Below are 16,270 nucleotides of genomic sequence, written 5' to 3' on the forward strand. Positions count from 1 at the left end.
ACTCACCGAGAAGTTCGAGGTCAGTGCCGAGAGCATTCGGCCGGAGGCCACCCTGGAGAGCCTCGATCTCGACTCGCTCGCGTTGGCCGAACTCGCCCTGGCGCTCCAGGAGCAGTTGGGGGTTCCGGTTGCGGAGGAAGAGACCGCCAAGCAGAGCACCGTGGGTGGACTCGTCGCTGCGCTGAACGCCAAGCGGTCGTGATGCGGGCACCCTGTACGCCCGTCTCCGTCACCGGCCTGGGGCTCATCACCCCGGCCGGGGTCGGCCGTGAGGCGACCTGGGAGGGGATGCTGAGCGGGCGGTCCGCCGCCGCCACGGATCCCGAACTCAAGGGCTGCGCCGTGGACTTGTCGTGTCGTATCCCGCTCATGACCCCGGAGCAGGCGCGGATCGGCGGCGGCAAGGCCTGGCGTATGGGCCGGTTCAGTCAGCTCGCCGTGCTCGCGGCGCGCGAGGCCGTCGCCGACGCCGGGCTGGATCCGGCCGGGTGGGACGGTGCGCGGGTCGCCGTGGTGATCGGTTCGGGGCTGGCCGGAGCCGTGCACCTGGAGGACCAGACGATCCGCCATCACCAGGGCGGTCCCGAGCTGGTGTCGCCCGCACTCGTGCCCATGCTGATCTCCAACATGGCCGCCGGGGAAGTGTCGTTGGACCTCGGCGCCCATGGCCCGTCCCTCGCGACCGAGACCGCGTGCGCGTCCGGGGCCAGCGCCCTGGCCGTCGCACGGGGGCTGCTGTCTGCCGGGCTGTGCGACATCGCGGTGGCGGGCGGCGCGGAGGCGGCCGTCACCCCGGTCATCGCGTCCGGTTTCCAGCGGATGGGCGCGCTGTCGTCCCGGGTCGACGAACCCGGCGCCGCCTCACGGCCGTTCGCGGTGGACCGGGACGGGTTCGTGATCTCCGAGGGGGCCGCGATCCTCGTCCTGGAACGGGAGGCGGACGCGCGCGCCCGTGGCCGGCGGCGGTACGCGCGGCTCGCGGGGGCCGGTCAGACCTCCGACGCGTATCACCCGACCGCCCCTGCCCCGGGAGGAGTTCATGCCGAGGCCGCGCTGCGGTCGGCGCTCGCGGAGGCGGGGCTCGGCCCGGCCGACGTCGATCACGTCAACGCGCACGGGACCTCGACCCCGCTCAACGACCTGACCGAGGCGGAGTTGATCGCTCGGGTGCTGCCGCACCGGCCAAGTGTCACCGCCGCCAAGGGAGTTCTCGGGCACAGTCTCGGCGCGGCCGGTGCGATCGAGGCGGCGCTCACCGCCCTCACCATCCATCGCTCCACCGTCCCGCCGATCGCCAACCTCACCCCGGACAACCTCCCCTTCGACCTGGACTGCGTCACGGGCGCACCCCGCGAGCAGCGCGTCCGGGCCGCCGCAAGCCACTCCTTCGGGTTCGGCGGACACAACGTGGTGCTGCTCTTCACCACCGAGGACTGACCACCGAGGACTGACGACCGAGGACTGACGACCCTGCGCACCGACCGAGCGCACCGACCGAGCGCACCGACCGAGGAGGGACCGATGACCGTTCACAGCACCATCGTTCACGCCACCGTCCACATCCCCGAGGGACGCCAGAGCGTGGCCGCCGTGGAGGACCGGTTCCGGGCGGGCAGCCCCGCCGTGCCTTTGTCGCGCGGGGTGCTCCAGCGGATGTACGGGCTGGCCGAACGCACCGTGGCCGACGACCTGGAGCAGCCCTCCGACCTGGCCGCGCACGCGGCCCGGCGCCTGTTCGAGGACACCGGTACCGATCCGGGCGAGGTGGACCTGCTCCTCTACGCCGGGATCCTCGCCGACATGGAGGAGCCGGCCACCGCCCATGTCGTCGCCGACAAACTCGGCCTGGGCTGCCCGGTGTTCGACCTGAAGAACGCCTGCAACGGAGTCCTCAACGCGCTGGAGGTCGCCGACGCGTTCATCCGCAGCGGGCAGTACCGGCGGGTGCTGGTGACCACCGCCGAGGTCAGCACCCGGGAGAGCCGCTGGCAACTGGACGACCCGGCCGACCTGTTGACCGCGCTGCCCAGTCTCAGCACCGGTGACATGGGCTCGGCGCTGCTGGTGGCGGCGGGGGAGCGGCCCGGCATCCTCGGCTCCCGGTTCTTCGCCAACTCCTGGGGCTGGCGCGCGGCAACCCTGCCCAACCCGTACGCGCAGCACCGCACACTCGGCCATCTCCGCATCGACTCCGCCCAGTTGGTGGGGTCGTTCGAGGGGCTGCCCGGCAAAGTGCGGGGCGCGATGCGGGAGTTGGGCGTCGAGGCCGGCGACCTCGACCTCGTCTGTGTGCACCAGCCCTCGGTGCCGTTCACCAAGGTCGTCTGCGACTGGGTGGGCGTGGACCCGGACCGCATCCTGGCCACCTTCCCCACCCACGGCAACGTGGCGACCAACACCATCCCGCTCCAACTCGCCGCCGCCCTCGACAGCGGACGTCTCCAACGCGGGGACCTGGTCGGCATGTTCGGCTTCGCGAGCGGGGCGAGTGCGGGGGTGGTCGTGTGCCGCTGGTGAACGCCGCCGACCCATCACGACAACTCCCCAGCCCCCGACACCGACACCGTACGAACGTGAAGGCACAAGGCACCGTGACCACGACCCGCACCCCCCACACCCCCCGCATCCCACCCCTCCCGCCCGCCCAATGGCCCCCGGTTCTCCGGTCGTTGCTCGCCGACTCCCGGCAGGACGGTCCCGGACGGGAGAACCTGTTCGGCACCCTCGCCCACCACCCCGTCCTCGCTCACGCCTGGCTCTCCCTCGCCCGGGTCCTCACCCACGAGGGCACCCTCGGCCACCGCAGACGGGAGTTGATCGTCCTGCGCGTCGCGCACCGGCTCGACGCGCCCTACGTCCACGGTCGGCACCGCACCCCGGCCGCGGACGCGGGACTGACGGCCATGGAGATCGACGCGACGGCGGCCGACCTGGCCACCGCCACCCACCCCTGGCAGCCGGAGGACCGCGCGCTCCTGGAGGCGGCCGACCTGCTGGCCGTCAACTCCTCTGTCCCCGAGAAGCTTTGGGACCGCCTGGCCCACGCCCTCACCCCCGAGCAACTCGTCGAACTCCTGGTCCTGGCCGGCCAGACCGCCACCATGTGCACCACGCTGAACACCCTCCGCACCCCCTCCGACAGTGCGGCCCGGCAGCCCTCGCTCACCGTGCTGCTGGACCGGGACCGCTGTTGCAGCGCGGGTCAGTGCGTCGGCGCCGCGCCCGAGGTGTTCGAGCAGGACGAGTCGGACGGTCGGGTCGCCCTGCTCGACCCGCACCCGGACGCGCGGTACGCCGACGAGGTGCGCTTCGCCGCCGACCTGTGCCCCGGCGGAGCCATCACGCTCCTCGACCCCGAGGAGACACCCCACCCATGACCGTCACCACCAGCACCATTAACCTCCCTTCCCCTTACGGCAGTTGCCCCTTCACTCCACCGCCCGCCTACACCGCCGCCGCCCGCGAGGCCGCCGTCATCCGTGCCGTGCTGCCGGACGGCACCGCGTGCTGGCTGGTCACCGGGTACGACGAGGTGCGGGCGGTGCTGGCCGACGCCCGCTTCAGCGCGGACGCGCGCACGCCGGGGTTCCCGTTCCTCTCCGCCGGGCAGCGCGAACTGGCCACCGCCAAGCCGAGTTTCATCCGCATGGACGACCCCGAGCACGCCCGGCTGCGCCGGATGGTCACCAAGGACTTCCTGGTCAAGCGGATCGAGGAACTGCGCCCCGGCATCCAGGACATCGTGGACCGGGCCGTGGACCGCATGACCGAGGGCCGCAGCTCGGCCGACCTGGTGGCGGACTTCGCGCTGCCGATCCCCTCGCTGGTCATCTGCCTGATGCTCGGGGTGCCGTACGAGGACCACGAGCTGTTCCAGTCGCTCAGCCGCACGCTCCTCGACAACCGCACCACCCGACCGGAGGCGGAGCGGGCGCACGCCCAACTCATGGGCTATCTGGCGGAGTTGGCGGAGCGCAAACGGCAGCATCCCGGTGACGACATCCTCAGCAGGCTCGCCGCGCGCGAGGATCTGACCGACCAGGAGACCGCATCGCTCGGCTTCCTGCTGCTGGTCACCGGGCACGAGTCCACCGCGAACATGACGGCCGTCAGCGTGCTCGCCCTGCTGCGCCGCCCCGACCAGGCCGAACTCCTGCGCCGGGACTCGGAGTTGGCGCGCGGTGCCGTGGACGAACTCCTGCGCCACCTCACGATCATCCACCTGGGCCTCGGCCGTGCGGCGACCGAGGCCGTGCGGGTGGGCGAGGTGACCGTCGAGGTCGGCGAGGGCGTGATCTGCATGCTGTCCACGGCCAACCGCGACGAGCAACTCTTCGGCGCCGAGCCCGACTTGGACCTCACCCGGGACGCCCGCCGCCATGTCGCCTTCGGCTACGGCGTCCACCAGTGCCTGGGCCAGACCCTGGCCCGCGTGGAACTCCAGATCGTCCTCACCACGCTGCTGCGCCGCTTGCCCGCCCTGCGCCTCGTGGTCCCTGCGGACCAACTCACCTACAACCGGGACAACATCGTCTACGGCCTGCGGGAGCTTCCGGTGACCTGGTAGCGGCGTGGCCGGTTCACTCCCCGGTCAGACCGGGATCGGCGTGCCCTTCGACCACCTCACGTGCCACGACGCTCACCAGCCGCTGACGTGAGCGCGCATGCGTGCGCAGGAGGGCGAAGGCGTCGTCCACGGTCATCTCCAGCCGAGCCGCGAGCACTCCCTTGGCCTGCTCGATGACGATGCGGCTGCTCAGGGCGAGTTCCAGCTGGGCCGCCAGGGTCCGGCTGCGGTCGGCCTCGCGCGCACGTTCCAGGGTGACGGCGGTGAAGTCCGCCATCGACTGGCCGAGCGTCAGTGTTCCCGGAGTGAGGACGCTCTGCCGGGCGTGGGAGAACAGCACGAGCGCACCGCTGATCCCGGTGTGTCCGCGCAGGGGGAGGGCCACCACGCGGGCGTAGCCGAGACCGAGGGCTCTGGGGGCGTAGTGCGGCCAGCGCTGCCTGGCCGACCGGCCGTCGAGCGCCGCCTGGGTCGGGGGCGTGCGGGTACGGCGACAGTCGTTGCCGGGACCTTCGCGCCAGCCGACGGCGTCGTGTTCCAGCCGGGACACCGAAGGGTCGGAGCCCGCCACCTGCGCCGCCTCGTACTCGTCGGGGGCGAACACCACGGCCGCGGCTCCGACGCCGAGCAGGGACGGGCTGCCGTGCGCGAGGACCTCAAGGGTTCCGGCAACGTCCGGGGGGCCGTCCGTCGTACAGCCGGCCAGGGCCACGAAGACGTCGGCCAGCCGCTGTTCGGGCGTCATGGTGCCTCTTCCTCAGTCGAGTTCCGGGTCTCCGCGCAGGATCCGCAGGGAGACCGCGTCGAGAGACAGCTCCCCGGCGAACGCCCGGGCCTTGATGAGCGCCAGCGCGTCGTCGACGGGACAACCGAGCCGTGCGGAGAGCATGCCCGCCGCCTGCTGCACGGTCGCCCGGTGGTCGGTGCCGCCGTAGAGGTCCGGGTCGGCGTCGGGGCCGAGCAGCACGATACGGGTGAGGGCTTCGGCGACCGCCGCGAGATCGGCCGGTTCGGCGAGGACGGGCCGCGGGTCGAACACCGCCAGTGCGCCGATGCAACCGGCCGCCGTCCCCAGGGGAACGGCGGCCACGGAGGTGATGCCCAGGGACGCGAGGGCACGTCCGTAACCGGGCCAGCGTGTCTCGATCGCCGGGCCGGACGCGTGGACCGGGCGGTGTGCCGACGCTGCGTCCCGGGACGGCCCTTCGCCCAGGACGTACTCCAACTCCTGGGCGGCCCGGGACTGTTCGTCGGACACGGCGACCGCGAGCTGGTTCCGGCCGGAGTCGACCAGGGTGAGCGCCGCGCTGTCCGTACCGCACGCCTCCGCGACACCGGTCATGAACCTGGGCTCGGCCCCCTGCCCCGGAGTCCATTCCGCCGTGCGACGGGCGAATGCCTCCTGGAGGCTTGCCGAGGAGCGATGGCACGCGGCCGATCGCCGGTGCGTGGCCGCGATCCGCGCGTGGAACTCGCGTCCGGGCTTCGCCGCCAGAAGTTCGTGATGGTCGGCGGCGGCTTCGGCACGCTCCGCGCGCTCGAGCGCCCGGGCGGCACGGCCCAGTGCCACCGCTGCCAGACCGAGGGCTTCTTCGTGCCCCTGCGGGTTCATGTCCGAAGCGTACGCCGCGGGGTCAGTCGGAGTCGCGGCTTCGACCTTCCTCCATCAGCAGGACGACGCCTCCGTTGTGGCTGTCGAACGGCGAGCAGAACACATCGCAGGTAATGGACCGGCCGATGCGGCTCAGGGCCTCCAGCGTGATCGGCCCGGTGCGTTCACGGGTCTCCATGCAGGTGCGCACTATGGGCAGCAGCACATCGGTGGGCAGTCCGAAGTCCAGCGCGAAGAACTCCTCGTCGAGGACCTCGTCCATCCGCAGCCCCCACAGGTCGACCGCGCCCCGGTTCCAGCTCTTGACCTTCAGGTCGTGGTCCAGGACCACCACACCGGCCTCGATGCTGGTCAGGACGGCCGTCAGGAAGGCCCTGGCCTCGTTCAGGTCCTCGGTGCGGATGCGCATCTCGTCGTTCATGGTCTCCAGTTCCTCGTTGCCGGACTGGAGTTCTTCGTTGGTGGTCTCCAACTCCTCGTTGGTCGACTGGAGTTCCTCGTTGGTGGTCTCCAGTTCCTCGACGCTGGACTGGAGTTCTTCGTTGGTGGTCTCCAACTCCTCGTTGGTCGACTGGAGTTCCTCGTAGGCCGTCTCCAGATCCTCGCGCACCCGCTTGACCTCGGCCTTCAACTGCGTGGCCACGGTGACGTCGATGAAGGAGACGCTGGTGGCGACATGCAGGCTGTTGGGCCCGGTCAGGGGCTGGACGAGGATGTCGAAGTACTGGAGGTCCTCGCCCACCCTGCGCTCGACCCTGTTGACCCGGAGGGTCCGGCGCTCATGCGTGGACTGGTCGATCAGGGAGCGGAGTTCGACCGGCCGGTAGGAGATCTCCAGGTCCTGGAGGGGGCGGCCGATGTCGGTGGGGGTGAGGGAGAACTGGACCCTCGCCTGACTGTTGATCACCACGACGACTCCGTCGTCGTCGACGGCGATCGACGGGGTCGGGCCCGCGTCGAGGACCAGGTCGCGCAGTTGGCGGCTGCGCGCGACCGAGTGCGCCACGACGCCCACGCCGGCTCTGATCTTCGCCGGAGCCGGATGGTACGGCAGCCCGGCGTCGCCCGGGCGGCGCCGGAAGACCCGCTGCCGCATGTTGACCACGTCGAACCGGTCGGCGTCGTTCAGCAGCATCTCCGCCTTGCCGAGGAACAGGAAGGCGTTCTTGCGCAGCGCGAAGTGGAACCGGTCGATGATCTGGGTCTGGGCCTCGACGTTGAAGTACATCAGTGTGTTGCGGCAGATCAGCAGGTCGAGCCGGGAGATCGGGGCGTCGCGGGTGATGTCGTGCCGCCCGAAGATCACCCGGCGTCGCAGGTCGGGGCGGAAACCGAACACCGCGCCGTTCTGCTCGAAGTACTTCTCGCGCAGCTCCGCGGGGATGGCCTCCAGGGACCTCTCCGGGTACTGGCCCGACCGGGCCTGGCGCAACGCCTCCTCGTCGATGTCCGTGGCGTAGATCTTGACGCGGCGCAGACACTCCTCCAGGCCGAGCGCCTCCGCGAACATGACGGCCAGGGAGTACGCCTCCTCGCCGCTGGAACAGCCGGCGCTCCACACCCTGATCTCCTGGTCGGGTGCGACGTCCGCGATCAGTTCTGGGACCACTTCCCGCTGCAGGAAGGTCCAGGCGTCCGGATCGCGGAAGAACGACGTGACGTTGATCAGGATCGTGTTGAAGAGGGCGTCGAACTCGCCCGCGCTGGTTTCGAGGAGATCCGGGTATTCGGTGTAGGTGTGGATGCCCACGTCGTTCATCCGCTTGTTGATGCGCCGGCTCAGGGTGGAGCGTTTGTAGCCCGTGAAGTCGAAGCCGCGGGCGTCCCTGATGAAGACGAGCAGCTCCTCCAGTGCCTCGTCGGTGGCGGTGTTCTGGGATTCGCTCATCACTGCCTCGCGGCCCCGACGAGTCCGCGGACGACCGTGGCGATCTCCGCGAGGGGAAGGACGTAGTCCGCCGCTCCCGTGTCCACCGCCGCCTGGGGCATTCCCTTGAACTCCGCCGACAGCGGGTCCTCGACGATCACCGTGCCCCCGCGCGACTTGACGACGTCGACCCCCGTCGCGCCGTCGCTGCCGGTCCCGGTGAGCACGCAGGCGATCGCCCGCGGTCCGTAGGCCCCGGCGACCGATTCGAAGAGGAGGTCGGCGGAGGGCCGTACGAAGTGGACGAGCTTGGTGTCGGACAGTGTCATCACGCCGTCGGAGTCGATGAGGAGATGCCGGTCGGGCGGGGCGATGTACACGGTGCCGGGCAGCGCGCGCTCCTCGGCCTCCGCGAGCTTGACCGGCATGTCGGTACGGCGGGAGAGGACGTCGGCGATCACCGTCCGGTGCCGTGGGTCGAGGTGCTGGACCACCAGGACCGGTACCGGGAGGTCGGGGTCCAGCATTCCGAGCAGCACGATCAGTCCGTGGATGCCGCCCGCGGATGACGCGACAGCGACGATCGCGTATTGGTCCTCGTGGGACTGGTCGGCTGTCACGCGACGAGCCTAGCGGAGGCGCCACCAGGTGGCGGGGCCGTGAGGGGGTCGGCGGACGGACGGGAGAAGGGTTCCCGTCTCCTTTCTTTCAGCCGCCTCAGAGGCGTGTGCATATATGCGAGAAAGGCGTGTGCATTCAACGTCAAGACCTCATCCCGAATATCACTCCAACGGGGCATCCTGCCCTATGAATAAGGGCATACGTCCTTATTCATGATCTGCACTCGATCTAGGATTCCCTTGTCTCGTCACCCCTGCTCCCGGTGGCCGTGAACCCCTGTCGTCATCCGCCCGGGGACCGGTGCGGACAGCCCGCTGAATTCACGGTGATGTCTCCATGCCCCGGGAAACCCCTCCGCCCATTCGATACGTCCGCGTCTACCGGACACCAGGGCGCACCGTCGTCGAACTCCACGGCGCGATCGACATCGCCGCCGCCCTTCACCTCACTCCGGAACTCGACGCGGCGACGGACGGCCCGAATCCCTCGGTGGTGATCGACCTGACCCCCGTCGAGTTCATGGACTGCTCCGGGCTGAGGCTGCTGTGCCGTGCTCGGCTGCGCGTCGAGGAACGGGAGGGGCAACTGACGCTCGTCTGCCCCCAGCCCATGATCCGCAAGATGCTTCGGATCACGGACCTCAGCCGGCTCTTCACCCTGGCGGCCGGCCTGGACGAGGCGCTCGGCCGGCATGCGTCCGCGAGCTGACGCACCTTTCCTGCCGGTCGGGACACCCGCCCGAGGTCCTGCCGCACGATCGTCCGCATGCTGTGTTCCGCCGGTGCGGCGATCGTCCTGGACGGATCGCACGCGCCGGTGGAGCCCGGGATGAGGGCGCCGTCCAGGACGTAGAGGCCCTTCTGGCCGAGGGCGCGGCCGGTGAGGTCGACGGCGTCTCCGAACGGAACACCGCCCGTCGAGTGCCGGGTGGACTCCGCCTGCGCGAGACAGGTGACGTCGATGAAGTGCTTGCCGCCGCGCCGAGTGCGGTCGCGGCGAGCGGTCTGCGGCGGCTGAGGCCGGGCGTGGGGATGCGGCTGGGTGTGGCGGTTCGGGGTGAGTCCGCCTGATGTCCCGTGAATCCGATCACCCCCAAGTGCCGGATCTGTACACTCCGTTACCCGTCAGAACCGTGATCGAGGGGTGGGACGGTGCCGGTGACACCAGCGGCCGGGGACAGAGTCGACGGCCGGTATCTCCTGCACGAGCCCATCGGCACCGGCGGCATGGGCGTCGTGTGGCGGGCGTGGGACGAGCGGCTGCAACGGTGGGTCGCGGTCAAGTGCGCGCGCCTGGACGACGATCGGGCCACCCGACGGCTCATGGGTGAGGCGCGCAACGCGGGGCGGCTGCACCACCCGAACATCGTCGCCGTCTTCGACTTCGTCGACGAGGGTGCCATCTGCTGGATCGTCATGGAGTACGTCCCCTCCCGCAGCCTCGCCCAACTCATGGCGGAGCGCGGCCCGTTGGCGCCCGAGGAGGCCGGGTCGATCGGCTGCCAGATCGCGGACGCGCTGGTGAAGTCGCATCACGCGGGCGTGGTGCACGGCGATGTGACCCCGGAGAACATCCTCGTCACCGACGAAGGCGTCGCCAGGCTCACCGACTTCGGGATCTCCCGTGCCCTGTGGAACGACGTCACGCAGAGCACGACGGGCAGCGTGCGCGGCAAACCCCGTTATCTGGCCCCCGAGGTGGCCAAGGGGCAGCCGCTCGGGCAGAAGGCGGACGTGTTCTCCCTGGGCGCCTCGCTGTTCGCGGCGGTCGAGGGGCAGTCGCCGTACGGCGAGGCCGAGCACCTGATGACGTATCTGACCCGGGCCGTCCAGGGCCAGCTGGAGACCGCGCACCGGGCCGGGCAACTGACCGAGCCGCTGGCCGCGTTGCTGGAGGTGGAGCCCCGGAACAGACCCGAGGCCACGCGGGCGCTCGAACTGCTGCGGCAGGCCACCCCGCCGCCCGCGCACGTCCAGGACCGGCTCGACCGCAGCACGCTCGAACTCACCTCCCGGACCATGCGGTTGGGAGGCGTCGTACGCGCTGCCAAGGACGGCCTCACGGTCCCGGTGCCCCGCCGTCGCGCCCTGGCGATCGCGGCCGTGGCGGTGGTCACGGGCGGTGCGCTCGCGGCCGGGCTCGTCCTCCTCGCCCCCTGGGACTCGCGGGGCGCGGACGGCAAGGACACCGTCGGCTCCGACGCGAAGCCCTCGGCCACGGCATCGGCGCGGGCCGGAACCATCGGCGACGAACGTACCGCCGACCCCTGCGGACTGATCGACGCCGCCTCGCTGAGCCGCTTCGGTACCACCGTGCTGGACCCGGACTACGGCGACATCGACCGGTGCGACGTCATCCTGCTCAACAACGGCGGCAAGGACAACGCCGGCGTGCAGGTCAACCTCGACTCCGACAGGGACAAGTTCGACGACATCGAGTCCACCCAGCTGGTCCCCGACACCGACCTCACGCGGGTGGCGATCAAGCGGAACGGGGTGTTCTGCGAACGGGCCGTCCTGACCCCCGACGGCAAGCAGATCCGCGTCATCGGGCAGCAGTTCGACACGAAGACGGCGCCCGACCCGTGCCAGATGGCCGACACCGCCACCGATCACGTGGTCAGCGTGCTGGCCCACGGTCCGGTGCCCCGGCGCACGGTGGCGTGGCCCAAGTGGTCCCTGGCCAACCTCAATGCCTGCTCGCTGCTCGACGCCGACGAACTCAAGCGGCTGCCCGGCGTCCAATTCGACAACGAGGACCACGGGTTCGGCTCCTGGAACTGCGACTGGTCCAGCGACGGCGACGGCGACCGCGAGGTGGAGATCCGGTTCACCCGGGACAGCTCGCTGGACAGCGACGACGGAACGGTGGTGAACGTCGCCGGCACCAAGAGCTACTACCAACCGAACGACGAAGAGGACGACAGCTGCACCGTACGGACCCCACACCGCGTCTACACGGACTCCGTCGGCGAGCGGACCGTCGAGATCCTCCAGCTGATCGTCTACGCGCCGGAGTCGAGCAAGCAACTGTGCGACAGCGCGGCGGAGTTCGCGGCCGTTGTCGTGAAGAACATCGCGAAGGAACAGGCGGAGCGGTGACATGACGCCACCGGGAAACCCCGACACCCCGCCGGGAACCCCCGACACCCCGCCGGGAACCCCCGACGCCCCGCGGGGAGCATCCGATCCCCTGGAGGGCGGCCGACGCCTGCCCGCCTCCCACGGCAGCCTCGCCCGGGGCGCGTCCGCGCCGCTGCCCGGCACGCTCTTCGCGCTCGCGCTGACCGGCGGCATGACGCTGGGTCCCGGCGACGGCCGCGAGGTCCTGTTCGGCCGCAACCGGCCCGAGGTACATGTCTGCGTCGGCGAGGACGACCCCCAAGTCAGCCGCCACCAGGGCACGTTGACCCACCGAGCCGGCCGCTGGTGGGTGAGCAACGTCGGACGGCTGCCGCTCCGCAGCGCCGGCGGCCGACTGCTGTTCCGGAACGAGGATCCCCTGCCGCTGGACACCGGCTACACTCCGCTGTTCGCCGGTGGTTCCCGTGGCCGCGAGCACCTGCTGGAGGTCTTCGTCACCGGCCCCGAGGGGCTACGGCCGCAGCCCCGGCACGAGGACGTCACCCGGCCGCCCCGGGTGTGGGTGCTCACCGAACAGGAGAAGCTCGCCCTCGTCGTCCTCGGCCGACGCTATCTGCTGCACGAACCCCGGCCGCAGCCGCTCACCTGGCGGCAGACCGCCGCCGAACTCGGCGAGGTGCAGCCCGGCGCCGGCTGGACCGACAAGCGCGTCGAGCACCTGGTCAACGGCGTGCGCACCCGCCTCTCCCGCGACGGCGTGCCCTGGCTGACCCGCGAGGAACTCGGCGAACCGGTCGGCAACGCCCTCAACGACCATCTGATCCGGGCCCTGTTGGCGTCGACGACGCTCGTCCCGATGGACCTGGCACTGATCGACGCCGCTTGACGTCCGGTCCGGGCGGGGGCGGGCGGGGACGGGGGGCGGCGGCCGGTCCCCCGATCCGGCCGCCTGGTCTCTTCTCGCTCGTCCCCGCCATCGGCTGCTCCTCCCCGTCGTACCGGCAGCCGTCAGCTTGGTACGACCGGCCCGGGACCCCTCCCGAGAGCAGGGGGCAGGGTGGGAGGGGAGGGGAGGGTCAAGGCTGTACGGGCATGGTCCAGCAGTTGGAGCGGGTCGGCTTGCCCGCGAGGCGGTCGGTGAGCCAGGAGATGGCGGCGCCCTGGTCGGTGAGGAGCGGCGCGAAGTGGTTGAGGAGCGCGCTGCCGACACCGGGCAGGACGACGGCCTTGTACGTGACGTCGGCGCCCTTCGCGCACCAGTCGAGGGCGAGTTGGCGGGCTTGGGCGTGCGGGACGAGGTTGTCGCTGACGCCGGTGGCGAGGCGGACGGGGCCGGACGGTTTCAGCGTGCCGATGCGCTGCTCGTCAAGGAAGGCCCGTAGCGCGGGAGTTGAGGCGATGATGTCGCTGATGGACTCCCCGTCGGTGGTCCAACTGCTGCTCTGTGTATAGCCGTAGCCGAACAGTGCGTCGCCGACGCACATCGTCGACAGGTCGGTGAGCGCGGCCTTCCCGGCGTCGTTGAGATGCGCCTCGGCGAGTGGCTTCAGGGCCGGGTCGGACTGCAGGAACCCGTTGAGGGACCAGCCCAGCGCGCCCGCGAGTTCGCTGCCGTCGATGGCCTTGGTGACGGAGGTGAGATCGGCGGGCGGGGCTCCGGCGTAGGTCCCGGCGAGGGTGACGTCGGGGGCGTAGGAGGCCTGGAGTTCGGCGGCCGCGGCGGTGGCTCCGCCGCCCTGGCTGTACCCGTAGAGCCCGACGGGGGAGTCGGCGGTGACCGAGGCGCCGGTCACCGAACGGGCCGCGCGTACGGCGTCCAGCACCGCGTGCGCCTCGTCGATCCGGTTGACGTAGGTGTGCAGCCGGTCCGTGGCGCCGAGTCCGACGTAGTCGGTGACGACGACGGCGACGCCCTTGGCGAGGAGGCGGTAGATCGCCAGATCCTCGTAACCGACGGAAAGCGTCTGGCTGTTGAGGGACAGCGGATGCTCAAGCCCCATGGACGCGGAGCACTGGTCGCCCTGTCCGAGGGTGCCGGGGGCGAGGGCGACGAGGGGGCGCGGGCCGTCGCCGGTCCAGTCGGCGGACGGCTCGATGTAGGCACCGGTGACGGCGACGGGCTGCCCGTTCGAGTCGGTGGACTTGTACATCAGCCGGGTCGCGGTACCGGGCAGGGTGCTGCCGTCGAGTCCGGGCAGGCTCAGGGCGAGGGGGAGGGGCTCGCTGCGGATGAGGGTGCCGTCGGAGGTGGGGAGGGAGGTGGGCGAGTTGTAGAACTCGGGGATGGTGACGCCTCTGGAGACGATCTCGTCCGAGGCGGTTGCGGCGGTGGCGGTCGTGAGGGCGAGGCACTGGGCGCCGAGACAGGCGGTGGCGGTGAGTGCGGCGGCGAGCAGGCTTCGTTTGCGTGCGGGCATGCGTGCGGGCATGGCGAACCTCCTGTGGAGCGGCCGTCCGGAGAATGGTTCGCCTGGAACTTACCTGCGGGTAAGTTACTCGTGATACCTGTCGGTAGGTTACGTTTCGGTAATGTGACGGACTGTCGGCTGATTCTGTGAGTCGCTACCGGTCGGCCATCAGTCCGCCGCCGTTGCCACCGCCACCGCCACCGCCACCGCCACCGCCACCGCCACCGCCACCGCCACCGCCACCGCCACCAGCTCCAGGAACCCGGCGACGGCCTGCGGCTCGCTCACCATCAGGTCGTGGCCGGTGTCGATGTCCCACAACCGCCCGGCCGCGCGCGCCGGTTCGAGGTCCGCCGGATCGCGGTACGGCAGCGTCGAGGTGCAGACGATCTGGGATCGGTCGTCGTTACGGTGGGGGCATGACCGACGCCGCCATCCCCCCGAACGGCTCGCCCGACGACCAGAACCGCATCGCCGACCCCGACCGTGACCCCGACCCTGACCACGTCCCCGGGCTACCACTGCGCGACCTCCCCGGCTTCACCCACCGCTGGGTCGACGCGGACGGAATCCGGCTGCACGCCGTGGAAGGCGGACAGCCGAGCGCTCCTACGGTCGTGCTGCTCGCCGGATTCCCGCAGACCTGGTGGGCCTGGCACAAGGTGATGCCGCGCCTCGCCGAGCGCTTCCACGTGATCGCGGTCGACCTGCCGGGACAGGGCCACTCCGACCGACCCCAGCAGGGCTACGACACCCACACCCTCGCCTCGCGCGTCCAGGCCGCGCTGACCGCGCTCGACGTGCCGAAGTACTGGCTCGCCGCCCATGACATCGGAGCCTGCGTCGCCTTCTCGCTCGCCGTGAAGTACCAGGACCGCCTGCACGGCGTCGCCCTGCTCGACGCCGGCATCCCCGGGATCACCCTCCCGGACAGCATCCCCACGGACCCCGAACGAGCCTGGAAAACCTGGCACTTGGCGTTCCACCTGGTGCCCGACCTGCCCGAGACCCTGATCACCGGCCGCGAACGGGACTACGTGGGCTGGTTCTTGAGGGCCAAGACGCTGTCCCCGGACACGTTCGACAGCGCCGACATCGACCACTACGCCGCGTCGATCGCAGCTGAGGGAGGCCTCCGAGCAGCCCTCGGCTACTTCCGCGAAGCCGAGGAATCGGGCCGCAAGAACCGTGCCGCCCTCACCTCCGCGGACGGGCAGGGCCACTTGACCCTCCCGGTCCTGGGGATCTCCAGCTCCCACGGCTCGATCCCCGACATGGCCGCCTCCCTCAGCCCCTGGGCGGACAACGTCACCGGCGTCGTCATCCCGCAGGCCGGCCACTTCATCCCCGATGAGCAACCTGACGCGGTCGCGGGGGCGTTGAGCGCGTTCATCGATCATGTGGGGGGAGAGTAGAAGGGGTTCCAGCGCGGCACGGCTCTCGGTCCGCCGGTTTGTCAGTGGCGTCGAATACGTTGTTGAGCATGACTAGTTGGATCCGCTACGGCGTCATGGCATGGATGGCAGAGGACCGGTACGGGGAAGACGAAACGGTCCTGGTCTACTTCAAGGGGACCGACCGGGCCGCCCTGGCCGAAGGACTGACCGCGCAACACCGCCCGCCCTTCGCCTACGGCAACGCCACGGCACCCGGCGACTGGGGCGTGATCGTGCACCACATGTTCAACCCCGCCCGCAACGACTACGAAGGCGTCGACTACCGCAAACTCTGCCCCCAGGGCACGGAGTTGATGGTGTTCGTCCCCAACCCGTCCATCGCCAAGGGCCACGGACCGCACGCGTACCACTACAAGGACGGCGAGACCTCGTCCTGCATCGACTACGAGGATCCCGGCTACGTCGGGGAGTTCTGGCCCAACAAGATGGCCCCCGTCATCACGGCGGCCGGACTGGACCACAGGAGCGAGACCTACGAGGAGCAGCTGACCCAGCTGATCAGTGACCACCTGGGGCTGCCCGCGCTGGACCGCGCCACCTTCACGGTGTTCCGCGACCTGATGGACTCCTACTTCTAGAGATCCCGGCCACACGGCCACGCTCGTCCGCTCAACCCGTCAGACCGTAAGCGCACACACCACCGACGCCACGGCGA

The 16,270-nt window shown here is 70.5% G+C and carries 16 protein-coding genes and 1 pseudogene; 10 read left to right on the plus strand and 7 right to left on the minus strand.

The features are described 5' to 3' along the window. From SPR02S_RS02385 to SPR02S_RS02405, 5 genes are all read left to right on the plus strand, one after another. Positions 1 to 202: phosphopantetheine-binding protein (locus SPR02S_RS02385; protein WP_019055331.1), on the plus strand; the 202-nt coding region annotated here is incomplete at its 5' end. After that, positions 202 to 1,437 carry a beta-ketoacyl-[acyl-carrier-protein] synthase family protein gene (locus tag SPR02S_RS02390; RefSeq protein WP_019055332.1) on the plus strand — a complete coding sequence of 412 codons (1,236 nt, stop codon included), beginning with the start codon at positions 202 to 204 and terminating at the stop codon, positions 1,435 to 1,437. The genes SPR02S_RS02385 and SPR02S_RS02390, both read left to right, overlap by 1 nt. A gap of 84 nt (positions 1,438 to 1,521) precedes the next feature. Next, entirely contained in the window at positions 1,522 to 2,517 is a 996-nt protein-coding gene (locus SPR02S_RS02395; RefSeq protein WP_019055333.1) for a 3-oxoacyl-ACP synthase III family protein, read from the plus strand. A 56-nt stretch (positions 2,518 to 2,573) separates the two neighbouring features. Next, positions 2,574 to 3,377 (plus strand): ferredoxin, encoded by an 804-nt coding sequence (locus tag SPR02S_RS02400; protein ID WP_019055334.1) that lies wholly within the window; start codon positions 2,574 to 2,576, stop codon positions 3,375 to 3,377. After that, a complete protein-coding gene (locus SPR02S_RS02405) occupies positions 3,374 to 4,567 on the plus strand; it encodes a cytochrome P450 (protein WP_019055335.1) in 1,194 nt (397 codons plus the stop codon). The genes SPR02S_RS02400 and SPR02S_RS02405 overlap by 4 nt, the downstream gene beginning before the upstream one ends. 13 nt (positions 4,568 to 4,580) lie before the next feature. Here the strand turns inward: SPR02S_RS02405 and SPR02S_RS02410 are convergent, their stop codons facing one another. The 4 genes from SPR02S_RS02410 to SPR02S_RS02425 are packed head-to-tail and all read right to left on the minus strand — an operon-like array spanning position 4,581 to position 8,666. Further along, positions 4,581 to 5,312, minus strand: a complete 732-nt coding sequence (locus tag SPR02S_RS02410; protein ID WP_019055336.1) for an ANTAR domain-containing protein — start codon at positions 5,310 to 5,312, stop codon at positions 4,581 to 4,583. 12 nt (positions 5,313 to 5,324) lie between these two features. Beyond that, positions 5,325 to 6,179, minus strand: coding sequence for a GAF and ANTAR domain-containing protein (locus tag SPR02S_RS02415; protein WP_019055337.1), 855 nt, complete (start codon positions 6,177 to 6,179; stop codon positions 5,325 to 5,327). A gap of 22 nt (positions 6,180 to 6,201) precedes the next feature. Further along, a complete protein-coding gene (locus SPR02S_RS02420; RefSeq protein ID WP_019055338.1) occupies positions 6,202 to 8,067 on the minus strand; it encodes a CheR family methyltransferase in 1,866 nt (621 codons plus the stop codon). Next, a complete protein-coding gene (locus tag SPR02S_RS02425) occupies positions 8,067 to 8,666 on the minus strand; it encodes a chemotaxis protein CheB (protein WP_019055339.1) in 600 nt (199 codons plus the stop codon). Before SPR02S_RS02425 ends, SPR02S_RS02420 begins: the two co-directional genes overlap by 1 nt. A 337-nt stretch (positions 8,667 to 9,003) precedes the next feature. Between SPR02S_RS02425 and SPR02S_RS02430 the strand changes: the two genes are divergently transcribed. After that, the gene (locus SPR02S_RS02430; protein WP_019055340.1) at positions 9,004 to 9,375 is read left to right on the plus strand and encodes an STAS domain-containing protein; all 372 of its coding nucleotides are present in this window, start codon (positions 9,004 to 9,006) and stop codon (positions 9,373 to 9,375) included. An 86-nt stretch (positions 9,376 to 9,461) separates the two neighbouring features. Here the strand turns inward: SPR02S_RS02430 and SPR02S_RS65635 are convergent. Beyond that, positions 9,462 to 9,749: pseudogene (locus SPR02S_RS65635) on the minus strand (GMC oxidoreductase); the annotation flags it as partial. Positions 9,750 to 9,818: 69 nt separating this feature from the next. On the opposite strand from SPR02S_RS65635, the gene SPR02S_RS02435 reads away from it, so the two are divergent. Continuing rightward, positions 9,819 to 11,768 carry a serine/threonine-protein kinase gene (locus SPR02S_RS02435; RefSeq protein WP_019055342.1) on the plus strand — a complete coding sequence of 650 codons (1,950 nt, stop codon included), beginning with the start codon at positions 9,819 to 9,821 and terminating at the stop codon, positions 11,766 to 11,768. 1 nt (position 11,769) lies between these two features. Beyond that, a complete protein-coding gene (locus tag SPR02S_RS02440) occupies positions 11,770 to 12,636 on the plus strand; it encodes an FHA domain-containing protein (protein ID WP_019055343.1) in 867 nt (288 codons plus the stop codon). 190 nt (positions 12,637 to 12,826) lie between these two features. On the opposite strand, the gene SPR02S_RS02445 is transcribed toward SPR02S_RS02440, so the two are convergent. Both SPR02S_RS02445 and SPR02S_RS64480 read right to left on the minus strand, forming a co-directional pair. Beyond that, positions 12,827 to 14,167 carry an alpha/beta fold hydrolase gene (locus SPR02S_RS02445; RefSeq protein ID WP_026150139.1) on the minus strand — a complete coding sequence of 447 codons (1,341 nt, stop codon included), beginning with the start codon at positions 14,165 to 14,167 and terminating at the stop codon, positions 12,827 to 12,829. A 159-nt stretch (positions 14,168 to 14,326) separates the two neighbouring features. Further along, entirely contained in the window at positions 14,327 to 14,479 is a 153-nt protein-coding gene (locus SPR02S_RS64480; protein ID WP_019055345.1) for a hypothetical protein, read from the minus strand. 98 nt (positions 14,480 to 14,577) lie between these two features. On the opposite strand from SPR02S_RS64480, the gene SPR02S_RS02455 reads away from it, so the two are divergent. Then, positions 14,578 to 15,573: an alpha/beta fold hydrolase gene (locus tag SPR02S_RS02455; protein ID WP_019055346.1), complete on the plus strand. Its 996-nt coding sequence runs from the start codon at positions 14,578 to 14,580 to the stop codon at positions 15,571 to 15,573. Between the two features lie 68 nt (positions 15,574 to 15,641). Continuing rightward, on the plus strand, positions 15,642 to 16,193 hold the full coding sequence (locus SPR02S_RS02460; protein ID WP_245607480.1) for a hypothetical protein: 552 nt from the start codon (positions 15,642 to 15,644) through the stop codon (positions 16,191 to 16,193). Positions 16,194 to 16,270 lie beyond the last annotated feature (77 nt).

The sequence above is a fragment of the Streptomyces prunicolor NBRC 13075 genome (assembly GCF_000367365.1).
GTDB classification, from domain to species: Bacteria; Actinomycetota; Actinomycetes; order Streptomycetales; family Streptomycetaceae; genus Streptomyces; species Streptomyces prunicolor.

What these genes read in the sequence shown, in the direction of transcription:
- SPR02S_RS02455 (WP_019055346.1), top strand. Translation starts at nt 14,578, where the DNA reads ATGACCGACGCCGCCATCCCCCCGAACGGCTCGCCCGACGACCAGAAC.
- SPR02S_RS02440 (WP_019055343.1), top strand. Translation starts at nt 11,770, where the DNA reads ATGACGCCACCGGGAAACCCCGACACCCCGCCGGGAACCCCCGACACC.
- SPR02S_RS02415 (WP_019055337.1), bottom strand. Translation starts at nt 6,179, where the DNA reads ATGAACCCGCAGGGGCACGAAGAAGCCCTCGGTCTGGCAGCGGTGGCA.
- SPR02S_RS02430 (WP_019055340.1), top strand. Translation starts at nt 9,004, where the DNA reads ATGCCCCGGGAAACCCCTCCGCCCATTCGATACGTCCGCGTCTACCGG.
- SPR02S_RS02460 (WP_245607480.1), top strand. Translation starts at nt 15,642, where the DNA reads ATGACTAGTTGGATCCGCTACGGCGTCATGGCATGGATGGCAGAGGAC.
- SPR02S_RS02390 (WP_019055332.1), top strand. Translation starts at nt 202, where the DNA reads ATGCGGGCACCCTGTACGCCCGTCTCCGTCACCGGCCTGGGGCTCATC.
- SPR02S_RS02420 (WP_019055338.1), bottom strand. Translation starts at nt 8,067, where the DNA reads ATGAGCGAATCCCAGAACACCGCCACCGACGAGGCACTGGAGGAGCTG.
- SPR02S_RS02395 (WP_019055333.1), top strand. Translation starts at nt 1,522, where the DNA reads ATGACCGTTCACAGCACCATCGTTCACGCCACCGTCCACATCCCCGAG.
- SPR02S_RS02410 (WP_019055336.1), bottom strand. Translation starts at nt 5,312, where the DNA reads ATGACGCCCGAACAGCGGCTGGCCGACGTCTTCGTGGCCCTGGCCGGC.
- SPR02S_RS02405 (WP_019055335.1), top strand. Translation starts at nt 3,374, where the DNA reads ATGACCGTCACCACCAGCACCATTAACCTCCCTTCCCCTTACGGCAGT.
- SPR02S_RS02445 (WP_026150139.1), bottom strand. Translation starts at nt 14,167, where the DNA reads ATGCCCGCACGCAAACGAAGCCTGCTCGCCGCCGCACTCACCGCCACC.